Annotated in this window: 14 protein-coding genes and 1 tRNA gene; 2 read left to right on the top strand and 13 right to left on the bottom strand. The window is 62.3% G+C overall.

The features are described from left to right. Positions 1-93 precede the first annotated feature (93 nt). From JFX23_RS05490 to JFX23_RS05465, 6 genes are all read right to left on the bottom strand, one after another. Positions 94-258, bottom strand: coding sequence for a DUF3117 domain-containing protein (locus JFX23_RS05490; RefSeq protein WP_005964926.1), 165 nt, complete (start codon positions 256-258; stop codon positions 94-96). Positions 259-373: 115 nt separating this feature from the next. Next, positions 374-1,108, bottom strand: coding sequence for an LOG family protein (locus tag JFX23_RS05485; protein WP_040314433.1), 735 nt, complete (start codon positions 1,106-1,108; stop codon positions 374-376). Between the two features lie 103 nt (positions 1,109-1,211). Continuing rightward, a complete protein-coding gene (locus JFX23_RS05480) occupies positions 1,212-1,793 on the bottom strand; it encodes a 50S ribosomal protein L25/general stress protein Ctc (RefSeq protein ID WP_198776069.1) in 582 nt (193 codons plus the stop codon). Positions 1,794-1,945: 152 nt separating this feature from the next. Beyond that, a complete protein-coding gene (locus tag JFX23_RS05475; RefSeq protein WP_005964934.1) occupies positions 1,946-2,917 on the bottom strand; it encodes a ribose-phosphate diphosphokinase in 972 nt (323 codons plus the stop codon). Positions 2,918-2,954: 37 nt separating this feature from the next. After that, on the bottom strand, positions 2,955-3,995 hold the full coding sequence (locus JFX23_RS05470; protein WP_198776068.1) for a bifunctional UDP-N-acetylglucosamine diphosphorylase/glucosamine-1-phosphate N-acetyltransferase GlmU: 1,041 nt from the start codon (positions 3,993-3,995) through the stop codon (positions 2,955-2,957). A gap of 43 nt (positions 3,996-4,038) precedes the next feature. Then, a tRNA-Gln gene (locus tag JFX23_RS05465) sits at positions 4,039-4,109 on the bottom strand. Between the two features lie 185 nt (positions 4,110-4,294). Between JFX23_RS05465 and JFX23_RS05460 the strand changes: the two genes are divergently transcribed. Beyond that, positions 4,295-4,915, top strand: a complete 621-nt coding sequence (locus tag JFX23_RS05460) for a TetR/AcrR family transcriptional regulator (RefSeq protein WP_005964941.1) — start codon at positions 4,295-4,297, stop codon at positions 4,913-4,915. A gap of 102 nt (positions 4,916-5,017) precedes the next feature. Beyond that, positions 5,018-5,527 carry a MarR family winged helix-turn-helix transcriptional regulator gene (locus tag JFX23_RS05455; RefSeq protein WP_198776067.1) on the top strand — a complete coding sequence of 170 codons (510 nt, stop codon included), beginning with the start codon at positions 5,018-5,020 and terminating at the stop codon, positions 5,525-5,527. 74 nt (positions 5,528-5,601) lie between these two features. Here JFX23_RS05455 and JFX23_RS05450 read toward each other — a convergent pair whose 3' ends face one another. The 7 genes from JFX23_RS05450 to JFX23_RS05420 all read right to left on the bottom strand — a co-directional run bounded on the left by JFX23_RS05450 (position 5,602) and on the right by JFX23_RS05420 (position 15,014). Next, positions 5,602-7,053 carry a L,D-transpeptidase family protein gene (locus JFX23_RS05450; RefSeq protein ID WP_198776066.1) on the bottom strand — a complete coding sequence of 484 codons (1,452 nt, stop codon included), beginning with the start codon at positions 7,051-7,053 and terminating at the stop codon, positions 5,602-5,604. Between the two features lie 124 nt (positions 7,054-7,177). Continuing rightward, positions 7,178-9,070 (bottom strand): ABC-F family ATP-binding cassette domain-containing protein, encoded by a 1,893-nt coding sequence (locus JFX23_RS05445; RefSeq protein WP_198776065.1) that lies wholly within the window; start codon positions 9,068-9,070, stop codon positions 7,178-7,180. A gap of 172 nt (positions 9,071-9,242) precedes the next feature. Further along, positions 9,243-10,205, bottom strand: coding sequence for a 4-(cytidine 5'-diphospho)-2-C-methyl-D-erythritol kinase (locus JFX23_RS05440; RefSeq protein WP_198776064.1), 963 nt, complete (start codon positions 10,203-10,205; stop codon positions 9,243-9,245). Beyond that, positions 10,198-11,280, bottom strand: a complete 1,083-nt coding sequence (rsmA, locus tag JFX23_RS05435; protein ID WP_198776063.1) for a 16S rRNA (adenine(1518)-N(6)/adenine(1519)-N(6))-dimethyltransferase RsmA — start codon at positions 11,278-11,280, stop codon at positions 10,198-10,200. Before rsmA ends, JFX23_RS05440 begins: the two co-directional genes overlap by 8 nt. Positions 11,281-11,311: 31 nt before the next feature. After that, the gene (locus tag JFX23_RS05430) at positions 11,312-12,721 is read right to left on the bottom strand and encodes an aggregation-promoting factor C-terminal-like domain-containing protein (RefSeq protein WP_332874686.1); all 1,410 of its coding nucleotides are present in this window, start codon (positions 12,719-12,721) and stop codon (positions 11,312-11,314) included. A gap of 54 nt (positions 12,722-12,775) precedes the next feature. Then, entirely contained in the window at positions 12,776-13,903 is a 1,128-nt protein-coding gene (locus tag JFX23_RS05425; protein ID WP_332874685.1) for a transglycosylase family protein, read from the bottom strand. Between the two features lie 199 nt (positions 13,904-14,102). Beyond that, on the bottom strand, positions 14,103-15,014 hold the full coding sequence (locus tag JFX23_RS05420) for a TatD family hydrolase (RefSeq protein ID WP_198776062.1): 912 nt from the start codon (positions 15,012-15,014) through the stop codon (positions 14,103-14,105). Between the last annotated feature and the right edge of the window lie 7 nt (positions 15,015-15,021).

Raw genomic sequence — 15,021 nt, 5'->3', positions numbered from 1 at the left:
TTCGGTGTGTGTCTTGTTGTGTTCGCTTGGGGGGGCCCCGCTGCGGCTCCCCCGGGGCCCCCCCCCCGCTTCGCAGTATATGAATGAGAGGTTTCAGACCGCCGCGCTCAGCGCGGAAGCGAGCTCAGAGGCCTCATTCGGTGTCAGTTCAATGACGAGCCGACCGCCGCCCTCGCTCGGGATGCGCATGACGATTCCGCGCCCTTCCTTCGTCGCCTCCAAAGGACCATCCCCGGTCCTGGGCTTCATGGCTGCCATCTGCCGCTCCTTGTCGTAGTTCGCGTGAACACACGCATCTCACCCCAGTATTTTACCCGTTTCCGAGGAACTTCTCACTCAAAGAAATGGAATACGCCCCTTTCACAGGGTGGATTCAGCCTTGAAGGGCCAGTCGGACCGCCTCTTCAGGATCATCAACGAGCTTGACAAGATCAAGGTCGACCTTGTCAATCGTGCCCGAAGAGACCATCGCAGAAGCGAGCCAATCGAGCATCCCCGACCAGTAGTCCGAGCCCACGAGGACGATCGGGAAAGACGCGACCTTACCGGTCTGCACGAGAGTGAGGGCCTCGAAAAGCTCATCCATCGTGCCAAAACCCCCGGGCATGGCAATGAAACCGGAAGAATACTTTACGAACATCGTTTTGCGAGCGAAGAAATACCGGAAATTGATGCCGATCGACACCCACTGGTTCATGGTCTGCTCGTGCGGGAGCTCGATCCCCAGGCCCACCGAAGTGCCCCCGGCATCCCAGGCTCCTTTATTCGCCGCTTCCATCGCACCTGGGCCGCCTCCGGTGATGACCGCATGCTCATGTTGCGCAAGCAATTCACCGATCCGATAGGCCTGGAGCCAATAGGCGGTGTTCTCCTCGATCCGGGCAGAACCGAAAACACTGATCGCCGGTCCCAGTTCCGAAAGCGCGCCGAAGCCCTCAACGAATTCCGCCTGAATCCGCATGACCCGCCACGGGTCCTCGTGGAGCCAATCCACCTCTTCCGGGGTGCTCAAAAGCCTCGTATCAGAGGTTTCCTTCGGGATTGCACGCCCCCGCAAAATCACAGGTCCACGCTGGTAGACCCTCTTATGCGTGTGATCAGAGTTCACGTACTCCTCCTCGTTTCTTTTCACGCTGTGAATGCGGGAACGGGCGGACCCCAAGGCCCGCCCGTTCACCTCGCTTCTTTCCAGAAGATCGCTCGGCTCTGGCTCATTCAGCCTCGGGAGCCTCTGGCGCAGCCTCTTCCTCAGCGGCGAGCTCGGAGATGATGACAATATCCTTCTCAGCGTCAAGTTCGCACTCGACACCCTTGGGCAGCACCAGGTCGGAGGCGCGAACAACGGTTCCGGCGACAAGGCCGGTGATGTCAACCTCGATCGACTCGGGGATCGCGGTGGCGGAAGCCTTGACGGTGATGGTGTGCTCCTCGATCGCGGCCTGGGTGGCGGGAGCGGCCTCGCCGACGAGAACGAGCGGAACCTCGACGTCAACCTTTTCTCCGGCCTTCACCGCGAGGAAGTCGGCGTGCAGGATGTTGCGCGACACGGGGTGGCGCTGAACGTCCTTCACGAGGGCCAGCTGGGACTTTCCGTCGATCTTGAGTTCGACGAGCGCGTTCGCGTTGCCACGGACGATGAGGAAGAGCTCGTGACCGGGCACGTCGAGGTGGAGCGGATCACCGCCGTGGCCGTAGACGACAGCGGGAACGAGGCCTGCGCGGCGCGCACGACGGGCGGCGCCCTTGCCGAACTCAGATCGAGTCTGGGCGACGAGGATCGGGTTATCGCTCATGGGGATTCCTCCTGAAGGATTCGATTCGGACGCTACGGCGCGTCAAGAACCCCGAGGATCCACCCGGTAGGCCCTGTCGATAACGGCGGTATGAGACCGCCCTCGCCGGAGCAACCCCTTAAGGGTATCCGACAAGGGCGGTCACATGAAAGTCAGTCGAAGAGGGATGTGACGGATCCGTCGTCGAAAACCTCACGGATCGCTCGGGCCAGCAGGGGCGCGATCGACAGGATCGTCAAAGTCGGGAAGCGCTTGTCTGCGGGGATCGGCAAAGTGTCGGTGACGACGACCTCGTCCGCGCCGCACTCGGAGAGGCGGCTGGTCGCGGGGGCGGAGAGAATGCCGTGCGTGGCCACGATAATGACCTTCCTCGCACCCGCCTTGGTGAGGACCTTCACGGCCTCGGTGATCGTGCCCGCCGTGTCGATCATGTCGTCAACGAGGACACAGTCCTTCCCCTTGACTTCACCGACGACTCGATTCGCGACAGCGACATTCGGACGAGTGGTGTCTCGGGTCTTATGGACGAAAGCCAGCGGGCAGCCGCCCAGCTTCGAGGACCACTTCTCTGCGACGCGGATACGGCCCGCGTCCGGGGAGACCATCACCGTGTTCGACAAGTCGATGCGCGAACGCACGTACTCCACGAGGACGGGCATTGCGAAAAGGTGGTCGACCGGGCCGTCGAAGAAGCCCTGCTCCTGGGAGGCGTGAAGATCGACACTCATCACGCGGTCGGCGCCGGCGGTCTTGTACAGGTCGGCAATGAGGCGCGCCGAAATGGGTTCGCGGCCCTGGTGTTTCTTATCCTGACGGGAATAGGGGTAGAAGGGGGCGACTGCGGTGATGCGCTTCGCGGAAGCGCGTTTCGCAGCGTCGATCATGATGAGCTGCTCCATGATCCACTTATTGATGTCACCCGTGTGGGACTGCAGGACGAAGACATCCGCGCCGCGAACCGATTCGTTGAAGCGGACGTAAATCTCACCGCTCGCGAAGTCGTATGCGGTCACCGGGGAGAGGCCGCAGCCGATCTCCTTGCCGACTTCCTCGGCGAGTTCCAGGTGTGCTCGACCTGAAACGAGAACGAGGCTCTTCTCTCCGCTGGTCACCAATCCGCTCATGCGGCGTTCCTCCCCTTGCCCTGAGAACCCGAACGGGTCAGCCTCTGTCCGGCTGCCCGATGACGCTGAATGGTACGACCATCGTATCGGCTGTGACGTCGGCTTTAGACACCCAGGAGCCTAGAACCCGGGCGCGATCGGCCACATTCGCACAATCGAGGGTTGTTCCGGGACCGATCTCACAGTGAGAACCGATGATGGTGTCGCCACGAAGGACGCTTCCGGGCCAGATCACGGTATCGTGGCCGATCTGAACGTCCACGCCGATCCAAGTCGAAGCCGGATCCACGATCGTCACGCCTTGGCGCATATGCGCCTGGCAAATCCTCTGGTTGAATTCGGCGGCGAGGAGGGCGAGCTGAGCGCGGTCATTGCAGCCCTGAGCTTCCCAGGGATCGTCGAGGACGAGGGCTCCGGCGGTCCGGGATGCGGGTGCAGCGGCTGCCAGGACGTCGGTGAGGTAGACCTCGCCTTGGGCGTTGTCCTGACCCACTTGGAGGAGAGTCTTGGCGAGGAATGCCCCGTCGAAGGCGTAGACCCCGGCGTTGACTTCGGTGATGAGGCGTTGAGCCTCGGTGGCGTCCTTCTGTTCGACGATCGCGGTGACGATCCCGGCCTCGTTGCGCACGATCCGCCCATAACCCGTCGGATCAGCGGCGATGGAGGTGAGGACCGTGACGGCGTGTCCCTCGTCCTCGTGAAGGGCGACGAGGCTGGCGAGAGTGCGTGGGGAAAGCATGGGGACATCACCGGAGGTGACGACGACGGTGCCTTCGAGGGGGCCATGGGCCTCGACCATGGCGTTGAGCGCGCACAAAACCGCTCGGCCGGTGCCGGGGATTTCATCCTGGTCGGCAATGAGTGCCTCCGGGGCGACGCGTGTCACTTCTGCAGCGACAATATCTCGCTGATGGCGGACCACGGCGACAAGGTGGTCGGGGTGAAGGGCTTGGGCTGCTCTGAGCGCATGGCCGAGCATGGACAAGCCTGCAACCGGATGCACGACCTTTGGAAGATCGGATTTCATGCGGGTTCCTTGACCCGCTGCGAGGACGATAACGGCTGCAGGAACAGTCATGGATTCTGCCTTCCTCGAGCGGGCCACTCGACCCGCTATCTCGCTCCGCCCCCAGGACTCGAACCCGGACCAAAGGCACCAAAAACCCATGTGCTGCCGTTACACCAGGGCGGAAACTACCCATGATTCTGCCATACACCCACCCCTTCGCGCTCCTCGGCCTCCTCACAGCTGACGAGCGCGCGCCGAATGAGGACACGATCACGGCACTTCGGGGGCGCGCGATCCGCAAGATGCGGCCGCAATTGCCTGGGCGAGAGGCAGGATTGGGAGGCGAGAAGAGATGGAATACTGGGAATATGTCTGAGAAGCGCACACGAATGAGCGGTGTTGCCCGCCGCGAGCAGCTCGTGACGATCGGGCGTTCCCTCTTCGCCGCACGCGGCTTCGATGCGACGAGCGTCGAGGAGATCGCAGCGAAGGCGAAAGTCTCAAAGCCGGTCGTCTACGAGCATTTCGGCGGAAAAGAGGGCCTCTACGCGGTCATCGTCGACCGTGAAGTCCAGGCTCTTATCTCCTCTTTGCATTCTTCTCTTGAGTCCTCCGAGCGGCCCCGCATTCTTTTGGAAAATGCGACCCTTGCTTTGCTCGACTACATTGAATCTCACACGGATGGCTTCAGGGTCCTCGTGCGGGACGCTCCCAATGACCGTTCCCTGGGGTCTTTTTCCTCAGTCATGGGCGATGTCGCCAGCAGGGTTGAGCATCTTCTCGCAGCTCAATTCGAACGCGGTGATATTAATCCGGCACTGGCGCCCCTGTACGCGCAGATGCTTGTCGGCTTGATCGCGCAGGTCGGCCAATGGTGGCTCGACGAACGCAGGATGAAGAAGGACGAGGTCGCCGCGCATGTCGTCAACCTCGTGTGGAATGGGGTGCGGAATCTCCGCCCCTCACCCCAACTGGTCGTGAGGAACTAAAGGATTGTGAACAACAGCAGGATCGTGTGGGGCTGAAGCGGGCGAGTGCCGTCAAGGGATTGAGTCCTCTCCTTTTGTCTCGACCTCAAGTATCTTGAGGGAATGGAGCCTCAGGATGAAGTCGCCCAGATCGTCGCCGCGTGGAAGCTCGAGCGCCCCGATCTTGACTCCTCCCCCATGTTCGTCCTCTCGCGCGTCTCACGCCTCGCACGCCACCTCGACCTCGAACGGCGCCGGGCCTTCGCCTCCCACGGCCTCGAACCCTGGGAGTTCGATGTTTTATCCTCCCTTCGCCGGTCAGGCGCGCCCTATGCACTCACTCCCGGAACCCTCATGGGGGAATTGCTCGTCTCCTCGGGCACGATGACGAACCGAATCGACCGCCTCGAGTTGAAGGGACTCGTTTCACGTTCCCCCTCGCCTGAGGATCGGCGCGTCGTCCTCGTGAGCCTCAGCGACAAGGGGCGGGCCCGCGTCGACAACGCACTCGCCACCCTCCTCGAGTGTGAACGCACAATCCTCGGCCCACTCGACGCCGAGGCGAGGCAGCAGCTCGCCACCCAACTCATGAGGATTCTTGCTCCTTTTGACCGCGCTCATTCCTGCACGTGATGCCAGAGTTCTTGTTTGACGCCAGTTGTTTGACGCCAGGATTCTCGTTAAGGGCGCTCATGAGCGCGCAGGGCTCAGCGGTGAGTGACCACCGTCGTCCCGATCTCGGCGAAATCGAAAACCTTCTTCGCCTCATCAACGGGGATGTTGATGCATCCGTGTGAGGATTCGTCAGTGCCGATCCCGAATTCTTCAACCCAGGGGGCGCCGTGGAGCGCATAAGAGGCGTGCCAGTAGGACACCCAGGGGACCGCTCTTTCGCAATAGGGCCACTCGGGAGTGCACCCCATGTCCTGAGCGGGGAACTTGAGATAAACGTGGTACACACCGGTGACGGTCTCATGCCCGACGCCACCGTGATTAATGAGGATCGGACCATAAATCCTCTCTTGACCCTGGTACAGGGTGAGAGTTGAATCAGTCAGGTCGACATCGACCCATTTCTCCCCCGCACGCGCACGGTAGGCGAAACGCTCCGGCCCATTGGCCACGACCCTCTGCTCCGTTTCAAAAGGAATCTCACGGCTCGTGAGAACCCCTTGAAACCCGGTGCCTTTCTTCACAGCCTCTTCGAGTTCAGCGGCTGTGTTCTCAACATTCGTCACATCAATGCCGACCTTGCCGGGTCTGGCGGGCTCGAGAAGAGTCCCATTCGCATCGACTTCATCGATCGCATTAATCGGGTCTCGTTCTTCTGCGGCGACCACCCCGTCAAGCCACTGCCGTACGGCGCTCCCATTGACATCGGCGGTGAGTCCACCAAAAGCTCTGCGCACCCCCACCCACGAGGCCTTATCGGCCGCCGAGGCCTCATGGAGGCGTTTGGGACCTTGGAGTGACACTTCTGCTTGCAGCAGAGCATCCATCTCCTTGGCGACCTGTGTCGCCTCCTCGGTCGACACCTCGGGTTCGATCTCGTGGACCGAAAGCTCAACTCGAGTGGACTCCATGCTCTCTGAGGCTTCGAAGAGAGCAGTGCGTACGCTCTCTCGGTCAACGCCGCGACCCGCGTGCCCTGGGATCACCCGGTGGGAAGTCCCCGAATCGTCGAGTTCAACGCTCGCCGACAGGGGGGCCTCGCCCACGAGGGCGTCCAATCTGTCGATGAGAGCCGTGAAGCCCTCTTCGTCAATGGTTGGCGCAAGGCGGACGGAGCGTGGAGCAACGGAGGTCAGGAGGCGCGAAAGCGGGTTGGTCGCCCCTTTGAGGGCCGCGTCGGCGATGAGGCTTTCGTCAATATCTGCCCCTGATTCGGCCAGTGGAATCTCAAGGGTCTTCCCTGCGACCGTGAAGGTGACCGTCGAAGCGGCGAAACGATTCTCGATCAGATCGGAGATCTGAGAACGGGTCATTCCGGTGACGTCCTCACCTGCGACCTTCACTCCAGGCATGGCCGTGCCCTCATGGGAGTGGGCGTAGGCTCCATACGAGGTCGCAGAGGCCACGAGCACAATGAGCATGAGGCCGACTCCGATGAGGAGGCGAGGTGCTCTCCTCGCTCGGGATGCGGGGGCGATATGACTCATGGGTTCCACGCTACGGGAATCGTGCGGATCATTGCATTCTGAGTTGCGCACTCCACTCGCGCAGTGTCATGCAGCGCACATTTTCTCCTGTTCTGGGGCCGGGCGCGATCCCCGTCTTGTTCTCTCAGTCGAGGAGTTCAGCGGCCTCGAGCCATGCTTCTTCGAGTTCGTCGATCTGGGCGATCAGAGCCGAATGTTCGACAGACACCTTCTCAAGCTCCTCGATCGCTCCGCTATCCCTCGCGACCGCCGCCCCTAATTGCGCCAATTGCTCTTCCACTTGAGCGCATTGGGCACGCAGCTTCTCCACGCGCCGTTCGATTCGATTCGCTTCCTTCTGGGCAGCATGGCGGGCTGCGCCCTCGAGGCGAGACGAGGCTTTCACCTCGGAAGCTAAAGGAGATTGGGCCACGTCGGCCTGGGCGCGCGGAGAGGTGCTGGAGTCTTCACGCAGCATCTGCTCACGGATCGCCAGATACTGCTCCACGCCACCGGGAAGAGCATGGAGCTTCCCATCGCCCAGGAGCGCGACCTGGTGGTCCGTCACTCGTTCCAGCAGGTAGCGGTCGTGCGAGACGACGACAAGGGTTCCCGGGAAGGAATCGAGCAAGTCCTCCATCGCAGCGAGAGTGTCGGTGTCGAGGTCGTTCGTCGGCTCATCAAGGAGGAGGACGTTCGGCTCGGCCATGAGGAGGCGCATGAGCTGGAGGCGACGCCGTTCCCCGCCGGAGACTTCGCCAATCCTCGTGTAGGCGCGCTGGCGGGTGAAGCCCATGCGCTCGCTCATCTGCATCGCGCTGATCTCTCGGCCATCGACCCGACACGTTTGAGAGACCTGGGCGACCGCTTCAACGACCCGCATATCGGCGAGGGCGTCGAGCTCGTGAGTGTCTTGGGACAGGGTTGCGACCTTCACGGTCTTGCCGCGTTTGACCCGCCCGGAGTCTGGGTGCAGGTCCCCGCGTAACAGATTGAGCAGGGTCGTTTTTCCCGCTCCATTCACTCCGACGATGCCGACGCGTTCGGCGGGGGCCAGATGCCAGGTCGCCTCGTCGAAGATTGTGTTCTTCGTCCCATCCGCGCGGGTGAAAGCCAGGCTGAGCTCCTCGAAGTCGAGGACGTCTTTACCTAGGCGTGCACTCGCCATCTTCACTAGTTCGACCGTGTCGCGCGGTGGGGGGACATCTGCGATGAGTGCTTCGGCTGCTGCGATGTGGAACTTCGGCTTCGAGGTGCGCGCAGGCGCTCCCCTTCGCAGCCATGCGAGCTCTTTCGTTAAGAGGTTCGCACGTTTGTGTGCGGCGACATCGGCTTGTCTGGCCCTCTCTGCCCGGGCCAGGGTGTAGGCGGCGTAGGAGCCCTCGTAGACGTCGACGTGCCCGGGGATTTGCGGCCTGTCCCCGCCCGGGTCGATCCCCGGGACGACCTCCCAGATGTGCTCGCACACGGTGTCGAGGAACCAGCGATCATGGGTGACGACGAGGAGTGCGCCCGCGGCTCCAGCTTTCGCGAAACGCGCGTTGAGGTGCGCGGCGAGCCAGGCGACGCCTTCGATGTCGAGGTGGTTCGTTGGCTCGTCGAGGCACACGATATCCGAGGGCGCGGCGAGGACCTTCGCGAGCGCGACCCTGCGGCGCTGCCCGCCAGAAAGTGTCCCCACTTCAGCGTCGAGTCGGATATCGGCAAGCATTCCCGCGTGGATGTCGCGGATCGCAGGATCGGAGGCCCATTCGTATTCTTCAAGACCCGGGTGGACTGCGTCGACCACCCGCAGGCTCGGATCCAGGTGATCCGCCTGGTCGAGGACAAGGACTGTGGCGCCCTCACGCTTCGTGATCTGGCCGCCGTCGGGTTCTTGAAGTCCTGCGATAAGGCGCAGAAGCGTTGATTTTCCCGCGCCATTCGGTCCGAGGATACCGATCCTCGACGAGTCCTCGACGCCGAGGGTGACCTCCTTGAGGAGTTTGCGCGAACCTGCGAGCACGGACAGTGATTGGGTTCCCAGAAGATGAGCCATGCGTCAGTGGCGTCCTTACATTGAAGTTATGAAATCACGGGAGGGTCGGAGCGGGCAAGACCCTGCGGGCGGGGGCGCAGAATGTCACTCCTTGGATCCAGGGTTCAAGCCGGAACCTCGAGTTTCGCGCCGCGCCCCGCTCGGGGTGTACGCCCCAGTCGAGGCGCACGCCCTATTCGAGGCGCGCGCCGGGCACGGGCCCACGGGTCGTGAAGGCATGGGCGACGCTCGGTGCCCCTTCAAGAGCTTGTGCGAGTCTGTGTGCGCCATCCGCGTCCTGGGCGAGCGCCGCAATCGAAGGGCCCGAACCTGAAAGGATCACCGCGAGCGCCCCCGCTTTTTCAGCGGCCCTCATCGTATCGGCAAGTTCGGGGCGCATCCTCAGCGCAGTTTCTTGCAGATCGTTGACGAGGAAGGGAGCGAGTCCCAGGGAATCTCCTGTGAGTGCTCCGATCTCCTCTGAAGAGGGTTCTGTGAGTTCTTTCCATGTTCCGCCCGGGCCTTGGGCCTCGTCGAGTGCACGGAACACTCCTGGAGTTTCCAAGCCCTCATGTGCGAGCGCGATCGCCCAATGGTGGCGGGGCTGTGCGCCCTCGTCGAGAGCTTCCATGTGGTCGCCGCGCCCTGTGCCCAGCGCAATGCCGCCGACAAGGCAGGCGGGCACGTCGGCCCCGAGGGAGCGTGCCAGGAGTTCAAGCTGTTGCCCGGACAAGCCGAGTTCCCAGAGTTCATTGCAGGCGACGAGGGCGGCGGCTGCGTCCGCTGAGCCTCCCGCCATTCCACCGGCCATGGGGATGTGCTTGTCGACGTGAATGTCGATTCCTGCGGCGCTATTTCCCCAAGGTCCGCTCATGGCGAGGCGTTGAAGGAGTTTCGCGGCTCGATGGGCCAAATGGGAGTCGGCGGGAAGCTCGCGCATCCGAGCAGTCGTCGCCTCGTCGAAAGAGCCATCGGGCAGGTAGGCGTCGGTTGTGACGCGGATGCCGGGGGTGCGTGCGGTCCTCACCGTGAGGTATTCACGCAGGTCGAGCGCTTCAAAAACGGTGACGAGCGGATGATAACCGTCCAGACTCGGTGAGCCCACTCGTAAAGTGAGATTCACCTTCGCGGGGGCACTGGCTCTGATCTCACGCATTGTCAACGGCCTCGGAGTCGGATGCGGGAGAGTCGAGGAGCGTGGAGGAGGTGCTCTGCGTCGTCTTCGCCTCGTGGCTTGGCCTCGCAGATTCGCCGCTGCGAGGGTCGACCCTTTCGATGAGCACCCCGGCTTCTCGTAGTTCGATGAGCGCACGCCCCAGGGCCACGAAGTGTTCAATGCTGAGGGTCTCTCCCCGGGCGCTCGGATCAATGTCCGCGCGTTCAAGGAGCGCCTCAGCCCCTTGGGCTGAGCCCGCCCATGTTTTGAGTGCCGCACGCAGGGTCTTGCGCCGCTGCCCGAAGGCGACGTCGCAGACTTCGAAGGTTGCTCGGCGCAGGCGTTCATCCCCGCGGGGCTCTCCCGCCCGCCTCAGACGCACCAGCGCAGAGTCAACATTCGGTACGGGCCAGAAAACAGAGCGTCCGATCGTTCCGGCGCGTTCGGCGGTCCCATACCAGGCGGCCTTCACTGAGGGCACACCGTAGACGCGTGAACCCGGTGAGGCTGCGAGACGGTCAGCGACCTCGGATTGGACCATCACGAGGACATCACTCAAGCTCGGGAAGGACTCAAGCATTGCGAGGAGAACGGGAACCGCCACATTGTAGGGAAGGTTCGCGACGAGCTTCGTCGGAGCCGGCCAGTCCACGCCGAAATCGTCGAGGCCTTTGACCTTCGTCGCATCATTGAGGACGACGTGGAAACGCTCGGCGGCTTCAGGCATGCGACTGCGGATCGTTTCGGGCAGGGCACGGGCGAGGACGGGGTCGATTTCAACCGCGCGGACCCTCGCGCCCCTTTCAAGGATCGCCAGGGTCAAGGAGCCCAAGCCGGGTCCGACTTCGACGACCTCATCTCCGGCTTGTACTCCTCCGGCGCGCACAATGCGTCGAACGGTTCCAGCGTCGTGGACGAAGTTCTGGCCGAGGACCTTTGTCGGGCGAATGCCGAGGGCGTTCGCGATCGCTTTCACTTCGAGAGGACCGAGGAGACCGGAATCTGAAGGGAGAGCCCCCTCGGGAAGGCTCGGGTCGAGGCGGTGTCCGCGAGTGCGGGTATGGGATCGTGTCACGCGTTGACTCTAGCCGAATGGGAGCGCGGGATCAGTACCACCCGACCGCGTTCGAGTGAGCCCACGCGGAGCAGGGGGTGCCGTAGCGGTCTGCAATGTACCCGAGGCCCCAGGTGATCTGAGTTTCCGGGTTCGTCCGCCAATCCGCACCCGCAGAAGCCATCTTCGAGCCCGGGAGCGACTGGGGAATGCCATAGGCGCCCGAAGAAGCGTTCTCAGCGTAGGGGTTCCACTGGGATTCGCGGTTCCACAGGTTCACGAGGCACTGGAACTCGGAGGGGGCCCAGCCGCGCGCAGCGACCTGGATCTGGGCGATCTCCTTGGGGTCTTGCCCGATGTAGGAGACTCTCACTCCTGACCTCTGAGCTGCAGCAACGGCCTCGACCTTGCTCGCCTGATCGGGCAGGGTGTTGATGATCTCTTCGATTTCCGCCACCGATGAGCGGGTGCCGAGGGCGCCCGTGTACTTCGCGTAAGGGCGTCCAAGGGAATCCTTGCCCTCTTCAAGGTTCGCTTTCGGGTCAAGACCGGCCATGACGAGGGCCTGCGGTGTCACAGGTTTCGTTCCGATGGAACGGACCGCCACCGTCGGCTGGGTCTTCAAGGTCTCAGCTGTCGTCGCAGCTGAAGAGGTTTTCCCGTCGCGAGTCTCAACCCATTCGGTCCGTTGGGCCTGCCCTTCACTTCCCTCTTGGGTGATGAGGGATTCACCGACGAAAAGATCAGCGGACTCAACCTGATGTTCCTCGAAAGGCAGGGGAACATCTGAGGTGACGAGTGAGCGGCGGACCCGTGCGACGGAAAGGGTCAGGGCCCCGCCACGAGTATTGCCCAGGGAGACTCGATCATTCGCGCCGATACCGACACCGGCTTTATCGAGGATGCTCTTCACGTCATCCTTGGGTTGTGCCTCAATCGTCTTCGTCTCTCCATCAGCGACGACCCTCACCGAGCGTTCGCGTGCGACGAGGGGAACATTCTCTTTGTTCTCGCTGGAACGTTCGGTAGCGAGGCTGACGCTGCGCCCCATTGTGGCCGAGTCGGCCAAGACTGCGTCTGCTGTGGAAGAGGTCGACCAAATCTGTTGTTCTTCACCATCAACCGATACGGTGTAGGGCCTTGCTGTCCGGACAACGACAGCACCCCCATCGGGAATCGGAGAAGATGGGGAGGGCTGGACGAGGTCGTGTTCGCCGACTTCAATATCCGCCTTCTCAAGAACGGATTGAACGGTGCCACCCCAGACCGTGATCGGCTGGGAGACCCCATCGACTTCAAGGGTGGTCTGAACACGCGAAGAGGCGATGGAAACACCGGAGAGAACGAACATGAAAGCGGAGGCTGATGCCGTGCACGCGAGGACTGTGCGCCTCTGCGGCGCCCAGGAGATCCCCTGAGATTTGCGTGCTCCGCGGTGGCGTGCGCGCGTTTTCCTGCTCACGTGGTGTTGTCCTTGTCTCGCTGGTGTTGCCTGCGTGGTCTTCGGAGCTTCGGATCAGAGGATGCCGATAGTGTATGAGCAGCTCCACTGCCCCCAACCGGAGCGGGCCTGCAGCATCTGAGCCCTCATGGTCTGTTCCTCGACACTCGCATCCGAGGGAAGACCACTACCCCCGACGGAGCGCCAGGTCGGGATGGAGAATTGGTAGAGGCCGTAGTAGCCGGCGGGGTTCACCGCCCGGGGATTGCCACTCGATTCGCATTGCGCAAGCCTCGCCCACACATCCCCGGAAGCTGCGACCGTGCTTTGTTGTCCTGCTGCAGAGGCCGCAGGAGCTAGAGCTTCCTGAGGCTTCTCCTTCGTGCCGACCGACACGATCTCATTAACCGGGGCAGTCTGCGTCTTGGACAGGAGCAGGTTGATCGTGGTTTCGCCGTTGATCGTCTCGCGGTAGTAGGTGGAAGAAGTGGAGCCGTTCACCCCTTCTTGGGTGACCTTCTTCTCCCCCACGTACATGGAGTCGTCTTCTTGTTCCTCAGAGGAGAAGGGAATATCGGAGGTCTCGGTGACACTCCCGCGCACGATCCGCTGAACCTTCAAAGAGGTCTGCCCGCCCTGGGCGTAGAAGTCAAGGGTGTCGAGCTGGCCGAGGCTGACATTGGCTTTCGCGAGAAGAGCGTCAGCGGTGTCATTCGCTTCGGCATCAACCTTCAGGGTCTGACCATCAACGAGGATCTCGACGGGGCCGCGCGTAGAAGCGAAGGGCATCTGCGTGCGCACATTTGAACGATCCGCAGCCGCGAGGACGACCTCGCCGGGCTCGGCAAGAGAGTCGAGGACCGCGTCAACAGAGTCGGCAGTTGACCAGGCGGTCGTCGGCTTGCCGTCGATCTTCACTTCGTATTCGGTCGCGGTGCGCACGACGATGGTTTCGCCGTCTTTCACGCGGCTCTGGCCGCTGGGGGCGAGCAGGTCATGGGCTCCGAGCTTCACTCCTGCGGAGGCGAGAACATCATCAACGGTGGTGAAGAAGCCGGATACAGGCGCTGAGACGCCGTCGACCTCGATGGTGACATCGTGGTGGGAGGCTGCAACTGAGGCTCCTGCGGTCGCAGTCATTGCGAATGCGAGCACGGAGGCTGTGGAGATGATGGTTCGGCGCGAAGGGTGCGTGAGATTCACGTGGCTCCAGAGTTCGTAGCTTCCGCCCGAGGAGGGGCCTTCATTCTCAAGGAAGGCTGCTCCGTAGCGGACTTATGCCCAACCGTAACCAATCCGCAACTCGTTTCGCGCCCTTTCGTGCTCTGTCTCACGCTAGGACGCGAGGGTTGTCACAGTGTCCTCCACGCCCACTGCGCCTGAGGAAAGCTCTGAGAAGAGCTCACCAGGTTCCGTAGACGCGCCTCGTATTCTCCATGAGCTGCGCACACGCCTCCTCCTCGCCCACGCCCCACCGTTCGGCAATGAATCGAACAGTGTGAGCCATCACATAGGAGGCATTCGGGGAGCCCCGGTGCGGTGCGGGAGTCAAATACGGCGCATCCGTCTCAACGAGGACGAGCTCACGGGGCATGGTGACAAGAGCCGCACGAAGATCCTCATTCGCCGGATAGGTGAGGGGGCCAGCGAAGGACGCATACCAGCCTTTTTCAGCCAGAGCCCTCGCCAAATGAGCATCGCCGGAAAAACAGTGGAACACGATCAGCTGATCGGCACGGGCAACATCAGCCAAAACCTCCAGGGTGTCCGCATGCGCATCCCGATCGTGGATCTGCACAGGCAAATCCGCTTCGGCGCCGAGTTCCAGGTGAGCGGCGAAGGATCGTTTCTGCGCTTCGCGCCCCTGGGCTGCGGTGCGGAAGTAGTCGAGGCCGCTCTCCCCGACTGCGACGACCAGAGGATCTTTCAGGAGGCGCTCCACCTTCGCGATCGCCTCATCGAGAGGCACATGATGGGCCGCTTGACGTGGAACGAGGCCGTCAGGTGAAGGCTCAGTGACGCCCGCATGAAGGGCGGCCTCATTCGGGTGGATCGCCACAGCGACGCGCACCCCCTCGTAGGCGCGCGCGATCTGCATAGTCGGATCGAAACTCGGGATCTCACAGGCACTCGAAATGACTCCGACAATGTTCGTGGCCTTCGCGCGGGACAGCTGCTCATCCAAGGAGAGCTTGAGCCCATCGGCCCTGGGGATCTCGCCCTCGTGGACGGGAAGGTGCGTGTGATTGTCAATGATCGGACCAGCCAGGGGCTCGGGGAGCTCCGGCCAGCTGCGCTTCTTGCGTTTGCCCATGTCTCCT

It is taken from the genome of Schaalia cardiffensis, from assembly GCF_016405145.1.
Lineage (GTDB): Bacteria > Actinomycetota > Actinomycetes > Actinomycetales > Actinomycetaceae > Pauljensenia > Pauljensenia cardiffensis.
Note: the sequence above shows the minus strand (reverse complement) of the source record. Positions and strands in the feature narration are given on the sequence as shown.